Source organism: Pseudomonas sp. FBCC-B1565 (assembly GCF_059133265.1).
Genome location: NZ_CP101438.1, coordinates 2,972,033 through 2,992,356 on the forward strand (window position 1 = coordinate 2,972,033; position 20,324 = coordinate 2,992,356).

At 61.7% G+C, this 20,324-nt stretch carries 14 protein-coding genes; 8 read left to right on the forward strand and 6 right to left on the reverse strand.

The window, feature by feature from the left end:
- Nucleotides 1-155 precede the first annotated feature (155 nt).
- The 6 genes from NL123_RS14160 to NL123_RS14185 all read left to right on the forward strand — a co-directional run bounded on the left by NL123_RS14160 (nucleotide 156) and on the right by NL123_RS14185 (nucleotide 12,332).
- Nucleotides 156-1,457 (forward strand): MdtA/MuxA family multidrug efflux RND transporter periplasmic adaptor subunit, encoded by a 1,302-nt coding sequence (locus NL123_RS14160; protein ID WP_248481862.1) that lies wholly within the window; start codon nucleotides 156-158, stop codon nucleotides 1,455-1,457.
- Nucleotides 1,454-4,555: an MdtB/MuxB family multidrug efflux RND transporter permease subunit gene (locus NL123_RS14165; RefSeq protein ID WP_494358046.1), complete on the forward strand. Its 3,102-nt coding sequence runs from the start codon at nucleotides 1,454-1,456 to the stop codon at nucleotides 4,553-4,555. The genes NL123_RS14160 and NL123_RS14165 overlap by 4 nt, the downstream gene beginning before the upstream one ends.
- On the forward strand, nucleotides 4,552-7,659 hold the full coding sequence (locus tag NL123_RS14170) for an efflux RND transporter permease subunit (RefSeq protein ID WP_179028584.1): 3,108 nt from the start codon (nucleotides 4,552-4,554) through the stop codon (nucleotides 7,657-7,659). Before NL123_RS14165 ends, NL123_RS14170 begins: the two co-directional genes overlap by 4 nt.
- Nucleotides 7,656-9,125, forward strand: a complete 1,470-nt coding sequence (locus NL123_RS14175) for an efflux transporter outer membrane subunit (RefSeq protein WP_494358047.1) — start codon at nucleotides 7,656-7,658, stop codon at nucleotides 9,123-9,125. The genes NL123_RS14170 and NL123_RS14175 overlap by 4 nt, the downstream gene beginning before the upstream one ends.
- A 309-nt stretch (nucleotides 9,126-9,434) precedes the next feature.
- Nucleotides 9,435-11,531, forward strand: coding sequence for a putative bifunctional diguanylate cyclase/phosphodiesterase (locus NL123_RS14180; RefSeq protein WP_494358048.1), 2,097 nt, complete (start codon nucleotides 9,435-9,437; stop codon nucleotides 11,529-11,531).
- Between the two features lie 54 nt (nucleotides 11,532-11,585).
- On the forward strand, nucleotides 11,586-12,332 hold the full coding sequence (locus tag NL123_RS14185; RefSeq protein WP_248481854.1) for an SDR family oxidoreductase: 747 nt from the start codon (nucleotides 11,586-11,588) through the stop codon (nucleotides 12,330-12,332).
- 11 nt (nucleotides 12,333-12,343) lie between these two features.
- On the opposite strand, the gene NL123_RS14190 is transcribed toward NL123_RS14185, so the two are convergent.
- The 4 genes from NL123_RS14190 to NL123_RS14205 form a co-directional block, all read right to left on the reverse strand.
- Nucleotides 12,344-12,784 (reverse strand): hypothetical protein, encoded by a 441-nt coding sequence (locus NL123_RS14190; protein WP_248481853.1) that lies wholly within the window; start codon nucleotides 12,782-12,784, stop codon nucleotides 12,344-12,346.
- A 71-nt stretch (nucleotides 12,785-12,855) separates the two neighbouring features.
- On the reverse strand, nucleotides 12,856-14,265 hold the full coding sequence (gene mapR / locus NL123_RS14195; protein WP_248481852.1) for an aminotransferase-like domain-containing protein: 1,410 nt from the start codon (nucleotides 14,263-14,265) through the stop codon (nucleotides 12,856-12,858).
- A 31-nt stretch (nucleotides 14,266-14,296) separates the two neighbouring features.
- Entirely contained in the window at nucleotides 14,297-15,706 is a 1,410-nt protein-coding gene (gene ccoG, locus NL123_RS14200; protein ID WP_494358049.1) for a cytochrome c oxidase accessory protein CcoG, read from the reverse strand.
- Between the two features lie 184 nt (nucleotides 15,707-15,890).
- Entirely contained in the window at nucleotides 15,891-16,130 is a 240-nt protein-coding gene (locus tag NL123_RS14205; RefSeq protein ID WP_248481850.1) for a DUF3203 family protein, read from the reverse strand.
- Nucleotides 16,131-16,251: 121 nt separating this feature from the next.
- Between NL123_RS14205 and NL123_RS14210 the strand changes: the two genes are divergently transcribed.
- Nucleotides 16,252-16,752: an MgtC/SapB family protein gene (locus NL123_RS14210; RefSeq protein WP_248481847.1), complete on the forward strand. Its 501-nt coding sequence runs from the start codon at nucleotides 16,252-16,254 to the stop codon at nucleotides 16,750-16,752.
- A 10-nt stretch (nucleotides 16,753-16,762) separates the two neighbouring features.
- Here the strand turns inward: NL123_RS14210 and NL123_RS14215 are convergent, their stop codons facing one another.
- On the reverse strand, nucleotides 16,763-17,725 hold the full coding sequence (locus NL123_RS14215) for a M10 family metallopeptidase C-terminal domain-containing protein (RefSeq protein ID WP_494358050.1): 963 nt from the start codon (nucleotides 17,723-17,725) through the stop codon (nucleotides 16,763-16,765).
- A gap of 207 nt (nucleotides 17,726-17,932) precedes the next feature.
- Nucleotides 17,933-18,091 carry a hypothetical protein gene (locus NL123_RS14220; RefSeq protein ID WP_494358051.1) on the reverse strand — a complete coding sequence of 53 codons (159 nt, stop codon included), beginning with the start codon at nucleotides 18,089-18,091 and terminating at the stop codon, nucleotides 17,933-17,935.
- Between the two features lie 205 nt (nucleotides 18,092-18,296).
- On the opposite strand from NL123_RS14220, the gene NL123_RS14225 reads away from it, so the two are divergent.
- Entirely contained in the window at nucleotides 18,297-20,285 is a 1,989-nt protein-coding gene (locus tag NL123_RS14225) for an alpha-1,4-glucan--maltose-1-phosphate maltosyltransferase (protein ID WP_494358052.1), read from the forward strand.
- Nucleotides 20,286-20,324: the final 39 nt, after the last annotated feature.

Below are 20,324 nucleotides of genomic sequence, written 5' to 3' on the forward strand. Positions count from 1 at the left end.
TTTATTTGTGCCTCAACTGCTTAGCGAAATAGCGGGCAGACTAAGATCAGCAGTTAAAAGTTGTAAGCCCAAGGTAAATAGCCGGTAAAGGCGCTTTTCTAAATGCGCCCCAGTGCTTATCTTTCAGCCTCCCAAAGAAGAAGCTCTCGCGCCCAATGGTTGATCATTCCATGCAATCCTCCCCCCGTAAGTCCCGCCGCTGGCTGTTCGGCCTGCTTGTGCTGCTGGTTATTGCCGGCCTGTGCTGGAAATTCTGGCCCGGCAGCCATAAGGATGGCGCCGAAAAGCCTGCGGGCCATGCCGGCAAGACGGGGATGATGCGCCCGGGGTTCGGCGGCTCGGCCGGCCCGGTGCCGGTGCGCGTGGCCCCGGCCGTGCTGGGAGAATTCCCGGTGTACTACAAGGCACTGGGCACGGTGACCGCGCTCAATACCATCAATGTGCGTAGCCGGGTGGGCGGCGAGCTGGTGAAGATCGCCTTTGAAGAAGGCCAGATGGTCAAGGCCGGCGACCTGCTCGCCGAGATCGACCCGCGCAGCTACCAGAACGCCTTGCTCCAGGCCCAGGGCACGCTGATGCAGAACCAGGCCCAGCTGAAAAACGCCCAGGTCGACGTGCAGCGTTACCGCGACCTGTACGCCCAGGACAGCATCGCCAAACAGACCCTGGACACCGCCGAAGCATTGGTCCTGCAATACCAGGGCACTGTCAAGACCAACCAGGGCGCGGTGGATGACGCCAAGCTCAACCTCGAATTCACCAAGATCCGTGCGCCGATCAGCGGCCGCGTTGGCCTGCGCCAGGTCGACGTGGGCAATCTGGTGGCGGCCAACGACACCACCTTCCTCGCGGTAATCACCCAGACCCAGCCGATCAGCGTGGCCTTCACCCTGCCGGAAAACACCCTGGAAACCGTGCTCACCCGCTACCACGCCGGCAACAAACTGCCAGTAGAGGCCTGGGACCGTGGCGACGTGAAGAAACAGGCCACTGGCGTGCTGCAGAGCCTGGACAACCAGATCGACGTCACCACCGGCACCCTGAAATTCAAGGCGCGTTTCGATAACAAGGACCAGGCGCTGTTCCCCAACCAGTTCGTCAATGTGCACCTGCTGGCCGACACCCTGCATAACGTGGTGCTGGCGCCGTCGGCGGCGATCCAGTTCGGCAACAGCGGCACCTTTGTCTACGTGCTGGACGGTGACAAGAAGGTCAAGATGCAGCCCCTGGTGGTCGGCGATACCGATGGCGACAACACCGTGATCAAAGAGGGCCTCAAGGCGGGCGACCGCGTGGTGCTGGAAGGCACCGACCGTCTCAAGGATGGCAGCGAGATCGAAGTGGTCAACGACAGCAGCGAAGTGCCGACCACCCCGACCGAACACCTGCAAGGCAAGCCTGCGGCCAAAGGGGAGACCGGCGCCACCGCCGGCAAGGCGCAAAAGGTCGGTTCATGAACCTGTCGCGGCTGTTTATTCTTCGCCCGGTAGCTACCACGCTGAGCATGCTGGCCATTGTCCTGGCCGGCATCATCGCGTACCGCTTGTTGCCGGTGTCGGCCTTGCCCCAGGTGGATTACCCGACGATCCGGGTGATGACCCTGTACCCCGGCGCCAGCCCGGACGTGATGACCAGCGCGGTCACCGCGCCATTGGAGCGCCAGTTCGGGCAGATGCCCGGCCTGACGCAGATGGCCTCCACCAGTTCCGGTGGCGCGTCGGTGCTGACCCTGCGTTTCAACCTCGACATCAACATGGACGTCGCCGAGCAACAGGTGCAGGCCGCGATCAACGCCGCCACCAACCTGTTGCCCAAGGACCTGCCGGCGCCGCCGGTGTACAACAAGGTCAACCCGGCGGATACCCCGGTGCTGACCCTGGCGATCACCTCCAAGACCATGCTGCTGCCCAAGCTCAATGACTTGGTCGATACGCGCATGGCGCAGAAAATCGCGCAGATCAGCGGCGTCGGCATGGTCAGCATCGCCGGCGGCCAGCGCCAGGCGGTGCGCATCAAGGTCAACCCGGAGGCCCTGGCGGCCAACGGCTTGAACCTGTCCGATGTGCGCACGCTGATCGCTGCATCCAACGTCAACCAGCCCAAGGGCAATTTCGACGGGCCGACCCGTGTGTCGATGCTCGATGCCAACGATCAGCTAGTCTCGCCCGCGCAATACGCCGAACTGATCCTGGCCTACAACAACGGCGCGCCACTGCGCCTCAAGGACGTGGCGCAGATCGTCGACGGCGCCGAAAACGAACGCCTCGCCGCTTGGGCCAACGAAAACCAGGCCGTGTTGCTGAATATCCAGCGCCAACCGGGCGCCAACGTGATCGAGGTGGTGGACCGCATCAAGGCGTTGCTGCCGAGCATCACCGACAACCTGCCGGCCGGCCTCGACGTGACGGTGCTCACCGACCGCACCCAGACCATCCGCGCCTCGGTCAAGGATGTGCAACACGAATTGCTCATCGCCATCGCCCTGGTAGTGATGGTGACGTTCCTGTTCCTGCGCCGGGTCAGTGCCACGATCATCCCGTCCATCGCCGTGCCGCTGTCCCTGGTGGGCACCTTTGGCGTGATGTACCTGGCCGGATTCTCCATCAACAACCTGACGCTGATGGCGCTGACCATCGCCACCGGCTTTGTGGTGGACGATGCCATCGTGATGCTGGAGAACATTTCGCGCTATATCGAGGAAGGCGAAACGCCGCTGGCCGCTGCCCTCAAGGGCGCCAAGCAGATCGGCTTCACCCTGATTTCCCTGACGCTTTCGTTGATCGCCGTGCTGATCCCGCTGCTGTTCATGGCTGACGTAGTCGGGCGCCTGTTCCGCGAATTCGCCATCACCCTGGCGGTGGCGATCCTGATTTCCCTGGTGGTGTCCCTGACCCTCACGCCGATGATGTGCGCGCGCTTGCTCAAGCGTGAGCCCAAGGAGCAAGAGCAAAGCCGCTTCTACAAGGCCAGCGGCGCCTGGATCGATTGGTTGATTGCGCGTTACGGGAGCATGTTGCAGTGGGTGCTCAAGCACCAGCCGCTGACCCTGCTGGTGGCTATCGCCACCCTGGGCCTCACCGTATTCCTGTACCTGGTGGTGCCCAAGGGGTTCTTCCCGGTGCAGGACACCGGCGTGATCCAGGGCATTTCCGAGGCGCCGCAATCAATTTCCTTCGCCGCCATGAGCCAGCGCCAGCAGGAACTGGCCAAGATCATCCTGGCCGATCCCGCCGTGGAAAGCCTGTCATCCTATATCGGTGTGGACGGCGATAACGCCACCCTCAACAGCGGCCGACTGCTGATCAACCTCAAGGCCCACGGCCAGCGTGACCTGAGCGCGGCCCAGGTGATCACCCGTTTGCAACCGGAAATCGACAAGCTGGTGGGCATCCGCCTGTTCATGCAGCCGGTGCAGGACCTGACCATCGAAGACCGTGTGAGCCGTACCCAGTACCAGTTCAGCATGTCCTCGCCGGACGCCGAACTGCTGGCGTTGTGGAGCGACAAGCTGGTGCATGCGCTCAGTCAGTTGCCGGAACTCACGGATGTGGCCAGCGACCTGCAGGACAAAGGCTTGCAGGTGTACCTGGTGATCGACCGTGATGCGGCCTCGCGGCTGGGTGTGAGCGTGTCGACCATCACCGATGCGCTGTACGACGCCTTCGGCCAGCGGCAGATTTCCACCATCTATACCCAGGCCAGCCAGTACCGCGTGGTGTTGCAGGCCCAGTCCGGCGAAACCCTTGGGCCGGACGCGCTGAACCAGATCCACGTGAAAACCACCGATGGCGGCCAGGTGCGCCTCTCCAGCCTAGCCCACGTGGAACAGCGCCAGGCGCAGTTGGCAATTACGCATATCGGCCAGTTCCCGGCGGTGATGATGTCGTTCAACCTGGCCCCCGGCGTCGCGCTGGGCAAAGGCGTGGAGCTGATCAACCAGACCCAGAAAGACATCGGCATGCCGGTGGGCGTGCAAACCCAGTTCCAGGGCGCGGCCCAGGCGTTCGAAGCGTCGCTGTCGAGCACCTTGCTGCTGATCCTGGCGGCGGTGGTCACCATGTACATCGTGCTCGGTGTGCTCTACGAGAGTTACATTCACCCGATCACCATTCTCTCGACCTTGCCGTCGGCGGCGGTAGGGGCGTTGCTGGCGTTGCTGCTCAGCGGCAATGACCTGGGCATGATCGCGATCATCGGCATCATTTTGTTGATCGGTATCGTCAAGAAAAACGCGATCATGATGATCGACTTCGCCCTCGACGCCGAACGCAACCAGGGCCTCGACCCGCAGACTGCGATCTACCAGGCGGCGCTGCTGCGCTTCCGGCCAATCCTGATGACCACCCTGGCAGCGTTGTTCGGCGCGGTGCCGTTGATGCTGGCCACCGGTTCCGGCGCGGAATTGCGCCAACCGCTGGGCCTGGTGATGGTCGGCGGGCTGCTGGTGAGCCAGGTGTTGACGCTGTTCACCACGCCGGTGATCTACCTGTACTTCGATCGCCTCGGCCGCCGCTGGCGCAAAGAGCCGCAAAGCCTGGAGCCGGTTGAGTCATGAACCTGTCCGGACCTTTCATCCGCCGGCCGGTCGCGACCATGCTGCTGAGCCTGGCGATCCTGTTGCTCGGCGGCGTCAGCTTCAACCTGCTGCCGGTATCGCCGCTGCCGCAGATCGATTTTCCGGTGATCGTGGTGTCGGCCAGCTTGCCCGGCGCCAGCCCCGAAGTGATGGCGTCTACCGTGGCCACGCCGCTGGAGCGCTCGTTCGGCGCGATTGCCGGCATCACCACCATGAGCAGTTCGTCGAGCCAGGGCTCGACCCGGGTGATCCTCGCGTTTGACTCCGACCGCGACATCAACGGCGCGGCGCGGGAAGTGCAAGCGGCGATCAACGCCTCGCGCAACCTGCTGCCCAGCGGTATGCGCAGCATGCCGACCTACAAGAAGATCAACCCGTCCCAGGCGCCGATCATGGTGCTGTCGCTGACCTCGGACGTGCTGCAGAAGGGCCAGCTGTACGACCTGGCCTCGACCATCCTGTCCCAGAGCCTCTCGCAGGTTCCGGGTGTGGGCGAAGTACAGATTGGCGGCAGCTCCTTGCCGGCGGTGCGCATCGAGCTGGAACCCAAGGCCCTCGACCAGTACGGCGTGGCCCTCGACGATGTGCGCAACACCATCGCCAACGCCAACCAGCGCCGACCCAAGGGTTCCCTGGAAGACAGCGAGCGCAACTGGCAGATCCAGGCCAATGACCAGTTGGAAAAAGCCAAGGACTACGAGCCACTGCTGATTCGCTACCAGAATGGCGCAGCCTTGCGTCTGGGTGATGTGGCCAAGATCAGCGATGGTGTGGAAGACCGCTACAACAGTGGTTTCTTCAACAACGACTCGGCGGTACTGCTGGTGATCAACCGCCAGTCCGGCGCCAACATCATCGAGACGGTGCGACAGATCAAGGCGCAGTTGCCGGCGTTGCAGGCGGTGTTGCCGTCCAGCGTCAAGCTGAGCCTGGCCATGGACCGCTCCCCGGTGATCACCGCCACCTTGCATGAAGCCGAGATGACCTTGCTGATTGCCGTGGGGCTGGTGATCCTGGTGGTGTACCTGTTCCTGGGCAATTTCCGCGCCTCGCTGATCCCGACGCTGGCGGTACCGGTGTCACTGGTGGGCACCTTCGCGGTGATGTACCTGTACGGGTTCTCGTTGAACAACTTTTCGCTGATGGCGTTGATCCTGGCCACCGGCCTGGTGGTGGACGATGCCATCGTGGTGCTGGAGAACATCTCCCGGCACATTGACGAAGGCGTGCCGCCGATGAAGGCGGCGTACCTGGGCGCCCAGGAAGTCGGCTTTACCTTGCTGTCGATGAACGTATCGCTGGTGGCGGTGTTCCTCTCCATCCTGTTCATGGGCGGGATTGTCACCAATCTGTTCCGCGAGTTTTCCATCACCCTGTCGGCGGCGATCATTGTGTCGCTGATTGTCTCGCTGACCCTGACCCCGATGCTCTGCGCGCGCTGGCTCAAACCCCACGTCAAAACGCAGATGACCGGTTTGCAGCGCTGGAGCCAGAAGATCAACGATCGCATGGTCGCCGGCTACGCCACCAGCCTGGACTGGGTGCTGCGCCACCGGCGCCTGACCCTGCTCAGCCTGTTGCTGACCATCGGCATGAACGTGGCGCTGTACGTGGTGGTGCCGAAAACCTTCATGCCCCAGCAGGACACTGGCCAATTGATCGGCTTTGTACGCGGTGACGACGGCCTGTCGTTCAGCGTGATGCAGCCGAAGATGGAGACCTTCCGCAAGGCGGTACTCAAGGATCCGGCGGTGCTCAGCGTGGCCGGCTTCATTGGCGGCAACAACGGCACCAACAACGCGGTGATGCTGGTTCGCCTCAAGCCGATCAGCGAGCGCAAGGTTTCCGCCCAGGCGGTGATCGAGCGTTTGCGCAAGGACGTGCCGCTGGTGCCGGGCGGGCGGCTGTTCCTGATGGCCGACCAGGACCTGCAATTCGGCGGCAGCCGTGACCAGACCAGTGCGCAGTATTCCTACATCCTGCAAAGCGGCGACCTGGCGGCACTGCGCCTGTGGTACCCGAAAGTGGTCGCAGCCCTGCGCGAGTTGCCGGAACTCACCGCCATCGACGCCCGCGAAGGCCGGGGCGCTGCGCAGGTCACATTGATTGTCGACCGCGACCAGGCCAAGCGCCTGGGGATCGACATGAACATGGTCACGGCCGTACTGAACAACGCCTACAGCCAGCGGCAGATTTCGACGATCTACGACAGCCTCAACCAGTACCAGGTGGTGATGGAGGTCAACCCGAAATACGCCCAGGACCCGATCACCCTCAACCAGATGCAGGTGATCACGTCCACGGGCGCACGGGTGCCGTTATCGACCATTGCCCATTACGAGAACAGCCTGGCCGACGACCGCGTCAGCCACGAAGGCCAGTTCGCCTCGGAAAACATTGCCTTCGACATGGCGCCCGGCGTGACGGTGGAGCAGGGCACGGCGGCCATCGAACGGGCAATTGCCAAGGTCGGCTTGCCGGAAGATGTGATCGCCAAGATGGCCGGCACTGCCGATGCCTTTGCGGCCACGCAAAAGGGCCAGCCGTTCATGATCCTTGGCGCGCTGGTGGCGGTGTACCTGGTGCTGGGCATCCTGTACGAAAGCTACATTCACCCGTTGACCATTCTCTCGACCTTACCCTCGGCGGGTGTCGGCGCCATGCTCGCCATCTACCTGACGGGAGGCGAGTTCAGCCTGATCTCGCTGCTGGGCCTGTTCCTGTTGATCGGGGTGGTGAAGAAAAACGCGATCCTGATGATCGACCTGGCGCTGCAACTGGAACGCAATGACCGCATGGGGCCGCTCGAATCGATCCGCAGTGCGTGCTTGTTGCGCTTGCGGCCGATCCTGATGACCACCCTGGCGGCCATCCTCGGCGCCTTGCCGCTGTTGCTGGGTGCCGGCGATGGCGCGGAAATGCGTCGTCCGCTGGGCCTGACCATTATCGGCGGCCTGGTGTTCAGCCAGGTCCTGACCCTTTACACCACCCCGGTGGTTTACCTTTATCTCGACCGCGCGCGCCATCGCTTCAACGCCTGGCGCGGCGTGCGGACCGATGCTGCCCTGGACACTGCGCTATGACCGATTCAACCTTTGCCCGATTGGCCCTGTTCCGGGGCTGCCGCGTGGCGAGCCTGGTGCTCTGCGGCGTGTTGCTCAGCGCCTGCGCCGTCGGCCCCGACTACAAACGCCCGGAAGTGGTCGAACCGGCGCAATTCAAGGAAGCAAAGGGGTGGCGCCAGGCCACCCCCAGTGATTCCCTGGCCCGTGGTGCCTGGTGGGAGTTGTACGGCGACCGCCAGCTCAATGACCTGGTGCTGCGCCTGAACAGTTCCAACCAGACCGTGGCCCAGGCCGAAGCACGCTTTCGCCAGGCCCAGGCGTTGGTGCGCAGTTCCCGTGGGGCGTTTTACCCCACCGTCGACCTGAGCGCGGGGAAAACCCGCGCCAGCCAGGGCACCGGCAGCAGCAGCGCGAGCCTGAGCAGTTCCAGCAGCGGCATTCGCGACACCCTCAACGCACAGTTGGGCGTGAGCTGGGAGGCGGACATCTGGGGTAAGTTGCGCCGTGGCCTGGAGGCCAACGAGGCCAGTGCCGAAGCCAGCTCGGCGGATTTGGCAGCGATGCGCCTGAGCCAGCAGTCGGAACTGGTGCAAAGCTACCTGCAACTGCGCGTCATGGACGAACAGACGCGCCTGCTGCAAGCGACCCTGGAGACCTATCAGCGCTCCCTGCAAATGACCGAAAACCAGTACCGCGCCGGTGTTTCCGGCAAGGACGCGGTGGCCCAGGCGCAAACCCAGCTCAAGACCACCCAGGCCAGCCTGATCGACTTGATCTGGCAGCGCGCCCAGCTGGAAAACGCAATTGCGGTGTTGATCGGCGAGGCGCCGGCCAACTTCAACCTGGCGGTCAGCAAAGACATCCCGGCACTGCCGCAGATCCCGGTGAGCCTGCCGTCGCAACTGCTGGAACGTCGCCCGGACATCGCTTCGGCCGAACGCTCGGTGATCGCCGCCAACGCCAATATCGGCGTGGCCAAGGCGGCCTACTACCCGGACCTGACCCTGAGCCTGGCCGGTGGTTATTCCAGTAGCACCTACGCCGACTGGATCAGCCTGCCGAACCGCTTCTGGTCGGTGGGGCCGAAGCTGGCCATGACCCTGTTCGATGGCGGCCAGCGCTCGGCGGAAGTCGACCGCACCGTGGCCTCCTATGACGAAACCGTCGCCAAGTACCGCCAGACTGTGCTGGATGGTTTCCGTGAAGTGGAAAACTACATGGTGCAACTCAAGGTGCTGGAGGACGAGGCGGTGGTCAGCAACGAAGCGCTGGCGGCAGCACGCGAGTCGCTGCGCCTGACCCAGAACCAGTACAAGGCCGGGCTGATTGCCTACCTGGATGTGGTTACCGTGCAAGCCACGGCGTTGAGCAACGAGCGCACGGTGCTGACCTTGCTGCAGACGCGCCTGGTGGCCAGTGTGCAACTGATCGCCGCCTTGGGCGGCGGCTGGGATGGACAGACGCCGATTGCCGACAAAAATTAACGATGAACTCGATCCAATGAGCGGGCTTGCTGTAGTGAGCGGGCTTGCCCCGCGCTGAGCCGCGCAGCGGCCCCAAAAAACGGGAGCGCTACGCACTCCAGCGCGGGGCAAGCCCGCTCACCACAATAGGTCCGCTCACCGCCATATTTGACCTCAGCAAACCCTCGTTTCTGAGCCATAGGATTGGCGTCAAAATGCCACTAATGGCGCTCTGATAATTAATCAACTGTTCAAGAATTATTCTCGCTACAATCGCCCGCTTTGCCATTTCGCACGGGCCTCTCGGGCCCTTTGTGCACGAGAAGTCCCATGCTCATCGGTAGTTATTCGCCCTCACTGGTCGTGATCTCACTGTTCGTCGCGATCCTCGCTTCCTACACCGCGCTGGACCTTTCCGGGCGCATCGCCACCGCCAAAGGCCGCGCCGTCTATATATGGATCATTGGCGGGTCCATGGCGATGGGGGTGGGGGTGTGGTCGATGCACTTCATCGGCATGCTGGCTTTGCGCTTGCCGTTTGCCCTGGGCTTCGACCTGGGGATTACCGCGCTGTCGTTGCTGATTGCGGTGCTGTCCAGCGGCTTTGCATTATGGCTGGTCAGCCAACCGCGCCTGCCGGCCTGGCAGTTGGGGTTGGGTGCGCTGATCATGGGCACCGGCATTGCCAGCATGCATTACACCGGTATGGCGGCGATGCGCATGACGCCGGGCATCGACTACGACCCGACGTTGTTTGGCGCTTCGTTATTGATCGCGGTGGTGGCCTCCGGCGCAGCGTTGTGGATCGCCCATAATTTGCGCCGCAATACGCCGTATGTGCGCCTGGCCCGTGGTGGAGCGGCGGTGGTGATGGGGTTTGCTATCGTCGGCATGCATTACACCGGCATGGCAGCGGCCCGCTTTGCCGATGAAAGCTTCTGCGGCGCGGCACTGAACGGGTTGAGCGGCAAGGGCCTGGATAACCTGGTGCTGGTCACCACCCTGGCGGTGCTGGCCATCGCTTTACTGACTTCGTTGCTCGACGCACGCCTGGAAGCGCGCACGGCGGTACTCGCCGACTCCCTGAGCCAGGCCAACCAGGAGCTGACCCACCTGGCCCTGCACGACATGCTCACCGGCCTGCCCAACCGCACCTTGCTCGCCGACCGCATCCAGCAAGCCATGCAGGCGGTGAAAGAGCAGGGCGGCTGCTTTGCGCTGATGTTTATCGACCTGGACGGCTTCAAGCCGGTCAACGATGCTTTTGGCCATCATATGGGTGACCAGCTGTTGCGCGAGGTCGGCCTGCGTCTGCGTGAAGACTTGCGCAGCCATGACACCCTGGCGCGCATCGGCGGCGATGAGTTTGTGTTGCTGGTGCAATTGACCCAGCCGGACGACGCCCTCGGCCTTGCCGAACGCCAGGTGGTGCTGATCAACCGTGCGTTCCAGGTGGCCGAGCATGAGCTGAAGATTTCCGCCAGCGTCGGCATCGCCATGTTCCCAGGCAACGGCCATAACCCCCAGGAACTGCTGATGAACGCCGATGCCGCGATGTACCACGCCAAGGGTATGGGCAAGAACGGCTACAGTTTCTTCGATGCGTCAATGAACACTAATGCACGCAAGCAATTGCAGTTGTTGCAGGACCTGCGCAATGCGGTGGAGCGGGAGCAGTTCCGCCTGTACTACCAGCCCAAGTTCGACGCGGCCAGTGGTATTGCGGTGGGGGCCGAAGCCCTGCTGCGCTGGGAGCATCCACAGCAGGGCCTGTTGTTGCCGGCGACGTTTATCGAGCTGGCGGAAAAGACCGGGCTGATCATCCCCATCGGTGAATGGGTACTCAATGAAGCCTGTCGCCAGATGAGCCTGTGGTACGCCCAGGGCTATGAAGACTGGCGCATCGCCGTGAACCTGTCGGCGCTGCAGTTCTGCCACGCCGGGTTGGTCAGGAGCGTGGCTGAGGCCCTTGAGCGTCATCGGCTGTCAGCCAACAACCTGACCCTGGAAATCACCGAGACCACCGCCATGAGCGATGCCGATGCGAGCATGACGGTGTTGCAGCAGTTGTCGGACATGGGCGTCGATCTGTCCATCGATGACTTCGGTACCGGTTATTCCAGCCTGATGTACCTCAAGCGCTTGCCGGCCAACGAGTTGAAGATCGACCGTGGGTTTGTGCGCGACCTGGAGCACGACAGCGATGACGCCGCCATCGTCTCGGCCATTGTCGCCCTCGGCCAGGCCCTGGGCCTGCGAATTGTTGCTGAAGGGGTGGAGACCGATGTGCAACAGAGCTTTCTCACGCGCCTGGGGTGTAACTCCCTGCAAGGTTACCTGCTGGGCCATCCGTTGCCGGCGGACGGATTCATGGCCGACATCCAGCGTGCCGAAGACGCGCTTGCGCCTGACAAAAGCCGTGCGTGACGGGTATTCTTGGATCCAGCCCTAAACATCAGGTTGAATCAGGAGACCGCACGCATGGACAAAGTCGTCATCATCACCGGAGGCAGTCGTGGGATCGGCGCCGAGACGGCAGTGCTGGCCGCTCGCCAGGGTTACCGCATCTGCATCAACTACCAGTCCGACGAAGAGGCTGCCCACCGTGTGCTCGAACAAGTCCGCGCGCTGGGCGCCCAGGCGATTACCGTGCGCGCCGACGTGAGCATTGAAGATGAAGTGATTGCGCTGTTCCACCGCGTCGACACCGAACTGGGCCGTGTCACCGCACTGGTCAACAACGCCGGCACCGTGGGACACAAGTCCCGTGTGGACGAAATGTCCGAGTTCCGTATCCTGAAAATCATGAAGACCAATGTGCTGGGGCCGATCCTGTGTGCCAAGCACGCGGTGCTGCGCATGTCGCCCAAGCATGGCGGGCAGGGCGGCAGTATCGTCAATGTATCGTCGGTGGCGGCGCGCTTGGGGTCGCCCGGTGAGTATGTCGACTATGCCGCCTCCAAGGGCGCGCTCGATACCTTCACCATTGGCCTATCAAAAGAAGTGGCGGGTGAGGGCATTCGCGTCAACGCGGTGCGCCCTGGCTACATCTACACCGACTTCCATGCACTGAGCGGCGACCCGGACCGGGTCAGCAAACTCGAATCCGGTATCCCCATGGCCCGTGGCGGGCGCCCGGATGAGGTGGCTGAAGCGATTATCTGGCTGCTGTCGGACAAGGCGTCGTATGCCACTGGGACGTTCCTCGATCTGGGCGGTGGCCGCTGAAGTCCGGGCATTCATGCGCCCAGGTTTCTTAGCACCTCGTAGCCCTGTTCCGCAAAGGCCACCAGCAAGCGTGCCTCCGAGTTTTTGCGGGTGGAATAGCCCGCATTGTGAAAACCGTTGATTTTGCCATCGCGGCTTTCGCTGTTGCCCACTGTGCGGTCATTCACGTTATCCAGAAAGTTGACCACCCGAGCCAGGTTGTAGGCTGCATCGGCGCGCGAACGGGCGCTGGGATTCGCGGAAGTCCAGTCACCCAATTGACGTTTGAGCAGGTCGGTAGTGGGGTAGCTGTCTCGGCGCCGTAATAGATGTTTGACCGCCGGATTGGCGTTGATAATCTGTTTGGCGCTACGGTGGTCGCCGGATGGTCGACCTTCCGGGTGGCTGGGAGCATTGCGCCAATTCTGCTCCGTGAGGTGTAGGGTGATTGCAGGGCTATTGTTGGTGTACATGAGGAACTCGGTATCAAGGAGAAGTCACTGGTTGGCATCATGCCGGTTAGGTCCCAGTGACTGTGTTACAACTAAAACGACCGCACAATCCGCCCCAACGTCTCCATCGCCTTTTCCGACGCCTCGGTCCACGGGCTACCGTAGTTCAGGCGAATGCAGTTCCTGAAGCGCTGGGTCGCCGAGAAGATCGGCCCCGGCGCAATGCTGATGCCCTGCGCCAGGGCCATCTGGAACAACTTCAACGAATCCGTCTGCTCCGGCAGCTCCAGCCACAGGAAGTACCCACCGGCCGGTTGGCTGACCCGCGTCTGTGCCGGAAAGTAGCGCGCGATCGCCGCCAGCATGGCGCTTTGCTGTTCTTCCAGGGCATAGCGCAACTTGCGCAAGTGCCGGTCATAGCCGCCGTGCTGCAGATAATCGGCAATTGCTGCCTGGGCTGGCATGGAGGGGCACAGTGACGTCATCAGTTTCAGGCGTTCGACCTTCTGCGCAAAACGCCCGGCCGCCACCCAGCCCACGCGATAGCCGGGAGCCAGGCTCTTGGCGAAAGAACCGCAATGCATCACCAGGCCCTCTGTGTCGAAGGCCTTCGCGGGTTTAGGGGCCTGTTGCCCGTAATACAGTTCGGCGTACACATCGTCTTCGATCAGTGGCACCTGATGCTCGCGCAGCAGTTCCACCAGCGCCTGCTTTTTCGCCTCGGGCAGCGTCGCGCCCATGGGGTTCTGGAAGCTGGTCATGGTCCAGCACGCCTTGATCGGATAGCGCTGCAGGGATTGCGCCAGGGCGTTGAGGTCGATGCCGTCGCGCGGGTGCACCGGGATTTCCACGGCCTTGAGTTTCAAACGCTCCATCACTTGCAGGCAGGCGTAGAACGCCGGGGCTTCGATGGCCACCAGGTCGCCCGGTTCGGTGACGGCTTGCAGGCACAGGTTCAGGGCTTCCAGAGCACCATTGGTGATCAGCAGCTCCTCCATGGGCAGCATCAGGCCGCCGACCATGTAGCGCAGGGCGATTTGCCGACGCAGTTGCGGGTTGCCCGGCGACATGTCGGTGACCACCAGGCGCGGGTCCATTTCGCGGCTGGCGCTGGCCAGGGACCGCGCCAGGCGCGGCAACGGGAACAGCATCGGGCTTGGGAACGCCGAGCCGAAGGGCACAGTGTTAGGGTCCTTGATCGAGTCGAGCACCGAGAACACCAGCTCGCTCACATCCACTTCGGTGGACTCATGCACTTGCTCGCTCACCACCGGCTCGGAAAACGGGCTGGGCGCGTGGGTGTTGACGAAGTAGCCGGAACGCGGCCGTGCACGGATCAGGCCACGGCGCTCCAGCAGGTAATAGGCCTGGAACACCGTAGACGGGCTGACGCCGTAGGTCTGGCTGGCATAGCGCACCGAGGGCACCCGCTGGCCGGGGCCGAGCACGCCGGAGCGGATCAGTTCTGCGATGTCGTCGGCAAATTTTTCGTAGCGTTTCATGAGGACCTGATTAGCCTTTCAAATGTGTTTTTCAGCGGTTCAGCGGTGCCACAAAGCGGCTGTCGGCAGCACTGTAGATCCACGGCTCGTCCACATCCGAGACCTTGAAGCGCAAGGTCTGCGAGCTGCTCGCCGGTTTGTCCGCCAGCAATGCCACCGACACCGGCACGTCGCTGATTTCCCCCGGTGCCAGGCTGATCTCGGTCTTGCCCTGCAACTGGAAGCCCTGCGCGTCCACCAGTTCCAGACGGTAGTTCTGGCGCTGCTGGGTCTTGTTGATCACCTTGAGGCTGTAGATGTTTTCGATCAGGCCCTGTGCGTTTTCGCGGAACATGCCACGGTCCTTGGTCACGTCCAGCGAGACCATCGGCCGTTCCACCAAGGCCACCACCAGGGCTGCGATCATCACCAGCAGCACCGCACTGTAGCCGATCAGGCGCGGGCGTAGCAGGTGGGTCTTGCCGCCTTGCAGTTGATGTTCGCTGGTGTAGCTCACCAGGCCGCGGGCGTAACCCATCTTGTCCATGATCGAATCGCAGGCGTCGATGCACGCCGCACAACCGATGCATTCCATTTGCAGGCCGTCGCGGATGTCGATACCGGTAGGGCAGACCTGCACGCACAGCTGGCAGTCGATGCAATCGCCCAAGCCGACATCGGCGGGTTTCACTTCACGTTTGCGCGGGCCACGGTGTTCGCCGCGAGCCGCGTCGTAGGAAATGGTCAGGGTGTCCTTGTCGAACATCACGCTCTGGAACCGCGCATACGGGCACATGTGCATGCACACCGCTTCGCGCAACCAGCCGGCGTTGATGTAAGTGGCGCCGGTAAAGAACAGCACCCAGAACAGGCTGACGCCGCCCATCTGCCAGGTCAGCAGTTCGCTGGCCAGGGGGCGGATCGGCGTGAAATAGCCGACAAAGGTCAGCCCGGTCAGCACACTGATGCCCAGCCACAAGGTGTGCTTGGCCGAGCGCCGCGCCAGTTTGTTCAAGCTCCAGGGCGCGGCTTGCAGTTTGATGCGCTGGTTACGTTCGCCTTCGGTGATTTTCTCGCACCACATGAACAGCCAGGTGAATGAACTTTGCGGGCAGGTGTAGCCGCACCACACACGACCGGCGAACACGGTGATCGCAAACAGGCCGAAAGCGCAAATGATCAGCAAGGCCGACAGCAGGATGAAGTCCTGGGGCCAAAAGGTCGCGCCAAAGATGTGGAATTTGCTTTCAGCCAGGTCCCACAGCACCGCCTGCCGGCCACCCCAGTTCAACCAGACCGTGCCGAAAAACGCCAGGAACAGCAAGCCCGCGCCGCTCACCCGTAAGGTGCGGAACAGGCCAGTGAAACTGCGGGTATGAATCAGGTTGTCGCTGGATTTGGCCTTCACCTTCTTTGGGTGTATGGGCTCAAAGGTTTCCACGGTTGGGATTCTTTCGCTCATGGTCGTTCGCTCATCAGCCTCCATCAGGCCGATGAACTATGCGCGGGACACTGTTTGCATAACAGACTCAGGTAGAGTGATAAAAAGCGGATCAGATGGGCTGCGTGCGGCGTGCTGCGACAATGTGCTGCACCCTGTGTCGCCTAGAGTGCAGCGCTGCAACGTGTGTGTTGATACAGATCAATCAAATCAGCGAACCAGGTTCTTCGGCCTTTACATGCTGGCGTCCATCGTGGGCCCCGGCGACCGTCAGGGCGTCGGCCTCGGCTTCAGTGATATAGATCCGCTCGGCGGCCAACTCCACGTAGGACATGGATTTGTCGGTGTCGGTCGCGATATTGACCCGCGTCGCTGGCACGCTCTGTTCCTGGCCGTTGTCGTCGAGCATGAAGTAGCACAGTTGGTTTTCGATACGAATGGGCATGCCGATCTCCTTTCTCGTGGACTATGCAAGGTTAGGGGCCGGCGATGTGCAGGGGTTCCAGGCAACTGACTGGCGGTCGCCGCTGTCCATCCTTTACCAATAACGATAAAGGACGGCATCCATGGACGCCTGGTGGCATGAAGTGTGGCAAACCCTGCTGGCTGAATTCGCCGACATCGGCGACGCCAGGCAGCTTACTCAGATCACCGTGCGCCTGCTGATCGCCGCAGTGCTGGGCGGTATCCTCGGCTTTGAACGCGAGAGCAAGGGCAAGGCCGCCGGGGTGCGCACCCATATGCTGGTGGCGTTGGGTGCCGCGTTGTTTGTGATGGTGCCGCAGATGTCCGGAAATCAGGCGGACGCAATGAGCCGGGTGGTGCAGGGGGTGATCGCGGGAATCGGGTTCCTCGGTGCCGGCACCATTCTCAAAGGCAATGAGGATGAAGAGGGCCAGCACGTCAAAGGCCTGACCACGGCAGCCGGGTTGTGGATGACCGCCGCCATTGGGGTAGCGGCGGGGTTGGGACGCGAGTCGACCGCTGTGCTCAGTACTTTATTGGCCCTGGTGGTGTTCAATGTGATGCCGAGGATTGTCAAGCTGCTGGAGAAGAAAACTGGGTAACAAGGTCTGGTCAGGTGACCAGATTTTGATAACGCAGCTCGCCAAACACCTTGATCACCATAGGGGGGGTTCCGGGATCGTTCGCCACGATGAGCACGCTTGTCCGGGTGCTCGGCAGGTAATGGATTTGCATTTCACCACGGGCTCCAGAAAATTTTTCCACCAGGTGCAATGGCGTGTTCAGCTGTTTTTGGATGTTGGTCAGGTCGATTTTGTCGTTGTTGTTAAAGTTTTTGATTTCGCTGGGCGCATTCAATGGGGACTCGCTGAGCGAACCATAACGGTAGGTTTTGGCGTCAGCGTTATAGGGTGTATTGGCAGGGGATGAGCGCAGCGTCGCATTCAACTGTGTGCCCATCTCCTCAAATTTTTTGGCTGTTGCCTCGATTCTGGAAAATTTTTGCTTGAGGTCGGCAAGGCCATTTTGTGCGTTGTTCATGTACACAACGCTATCCCCCACCCCGTCGCTATCAAATGCCTTTGCAACCTGAGAGAAATTGTCGAGCTCGGCTTGTTTTATATACCTTTCTCCCATCTCGTTGATGACTTTTTTGGCCTGTGCGGTGATCTTGTCATGGGACAACTGGTTGACGGATGCCCAAGGCGTCTTGGCGTTTGCCGCCGAGTGAGGGGTGTTCATCGCGATTTCGTTCGCAAGCTTCTTGGACCGTTCAAGTAATTCCTTGCTTTGGTTGGAATCTGGTTCGCGCAACATCTTTTCGATGTTGGTTTCGGTCAACAGTGTTTCAAGTTCGCTCGCCGCGTTGCGCGCCTCGGGCCCGGAAGATGCTCGAGGTGCGGGTGTGTTCGGTGCCGGCTCGGGCTGTTTGTGGGGCATGGAACAATTGGGGCCAGACTTTAGCAGCCCATTGATACGCTCAGACGTCAGCCCAGGTTGGCCGGGCGTGGAGTTGGATAGTGTGGGCTGCACGCCGGGCGATGAGCGGCCCTGCTGGGGATAGATAGTCGACATTGATTCATCCTCGTGAGGCTTGTGGTTGCACGATATAGCCAAGACGGTGGTTATGCGCCCTCGCGGGATGAGTGTAAGAGTGAGTGGCATCGCTAGAGCTTAGGACGGGTCTGACAGCTGAGTGGGAATTTTTACTTTTCTCAACCGTTCGCCCGTGCGCCTGAAGCAATGTCTGCGCACGAGCGAGCCCTCCACTTCTGACAATGTTCAGACAATCACCGGCGGCATCGTTGTTGGCGGCTCCTCCACCGACGGCGGCGGGTTTTCCGGTGGCTCTTTTTCCGGAATCGGTTCTGGCTCGGTCGGTGGCAAGGTCGGGTTATCGATATTCGGGTCCGGGGTTTCAGCCGGGATCGGGATAGTCATCGGTGTGGCCTCCTTTGTGCTTTGCTCTATCGGTGGACACCCGCCAGGGCGAATTGATTCCCCGCCCAATGGCGGCACATCCACCTGAACTTTTAACCGGCACGCAGGCTCGGACCTATGACGGCTCTGCTCAGGGAGAGCGCTGCCGTATCAGAATTTCGGATCAAGCAAAGAGCGTCCACAGGGCGTAAGGGGAAGATGCTCGATGACTGCTGAAACACAGGTTCCAGACCCATCCTTATTGCCGCTGTCCCAGGCGCTGTTGCTGCCACGGATCGCGATCGAAAGCACCACCCCCGTGATCGACGGCGGCGAATTTGCCGTCAAGGCCGTGGTCGGCCAGCGGGTCAACGTCACCAGCAAGGTGTTCGCCGACGGCCATGACAAGCTGGCCGTGCTGATCCGCTGGCGCCCGTTGCAAGACGAAAGTTGGCACAGCGTGGTCATGAACGACGTGGGCAATAATGGCTGGGAGGGCGCGTTTACCGTGGCCCAGCAAGGCCCCCACGAGTACTGCATCGAAGCCTGGATCGACACCTTCGCCAGCTTTTGCTACGAACTGCGCAAGAAGCACGAGGCCGGTGTGCCGGTCAGCCTCGAGCTGCAAGAAGGCCGCAGCCTGGTGCTGCAGGCCGCCGAGCGCAGTGACAACGAGCTGCGCGACCGCCTGATGCTGCTGCACCACGAGCTCTCCGGGCTGCTGGAAACAGAGCAGGTTGCGCAGTTCCTGCACGAAGACAGTGCACATTTGATGACCCAGGCCGATCACCGCGCCTACCTGAGCATCAGCACGGTGTACCCGATCGATGTGGAGCGCGAAGCGGCGTTATTTGCCAGCTGGTACGAGCTGTTCCCGCGCTCGATTACAGACGATCCCGCACGCCACGGCACGTTCAATGACGTGCATTCGCGCCTGTCGATGATCCATGACATGGGCTTTGACGTGCTGTATTTCCCGCCGATCCACCCCATCGGGCGCAGCCACCGCAAAGGCAAGAACAACTCGCTGACCGCCGGCCCCGATGATCCGGGCAGCCCGTATGCGATCGGCAGCGAAGAGGGCGGCCATGAAGCCATCCACCCGCAACTGGGCAGCCGCGACGACTTCCGCCGCCTGGTCCAGGCCGCCGCCGATCACGGCCTGGAAATCGCCCTGGACTTCGCCATCCAGTGTTCCCAGGACCACCCATGGCTCAAAGAGCATCCGGGCTGGTTCAACTGGCGCCCGGACGGCACGATCAAGTACGCGGAGAACCCGCCGAAAAAATACCAAGACATCGTCAACGTCGACTTCTATGCGGCGGATGCAATCCCGAGCCTGTGGATCGAGCTGCGCGATATCGTGGTGGGCTGGGTGGAAGAGGGCGTGAAGACCTTTCGCGTCGACAACCCCCACACCAAGCCGCTGCCGTTCTGGCAATGGCTGATCAGCGATGTGCGTGCCAAGTTCCCCGAAGTGATCTTCCTGGCCGAGGCGTTCACCACGCCGGCGATGATGGCGCGCCTGGGCAAGGTCGGCTACTCCCAGAGCTACACCTACTTCACCTGGCGCAATACCAAGGCCGAGTTGAGCGAGTACCTGACCCAGTTGAATGAATCGCCGTGGCGTGAATGCTACCGGCCGAACTTCTTCGTCAACACACCGGACATCAACCCTGGCTTCCTGCACGAGTCTGGGCGCCCGGGCTTTTTGATCCGCGCTGCGCTGGCAACCATGGGCTCGGGCCTGTGGGGGATGTATTCGGGTTTTGAACTGTGCGAAGCGGCCCCGGTGCCCGGCAAAGAGGAATACCTGGATTCGGAGAAATACGAAATCCGTCCACGGGATTTCACCGCCCCCGGCAACATCATCGCCGAGATCGCCCAGCTCAACCGCATTCGTCGGCAGAACCCGGCACTGCAGACACACTTGGGGCTCAAGCTCTACAACGCCTGGAACGACAACATCCTGTATTTCGGCAAGCGCAGCGAGGATGGCAGCAACTTCATTCTGGTGACGGTCAACCTGGACCCTTACAACGCGCAGGAGGCCAACTTCGAGTTGCCGCTGTGGGAATTGGGGCTGCCGGACGATGCCCAGACCCAGGGCGAAGACTTGATGAATGGCCACCGCTGGACCTGGTATGGCAAGCACCAGTGGACACGGCTGGAGCCGCAGATGCCGTTCGGGATCTGGCGTATCACCACCTCTTAAGCCCCGCGCGGTCAATGTGGGAGGGGCGGTGCGACGATT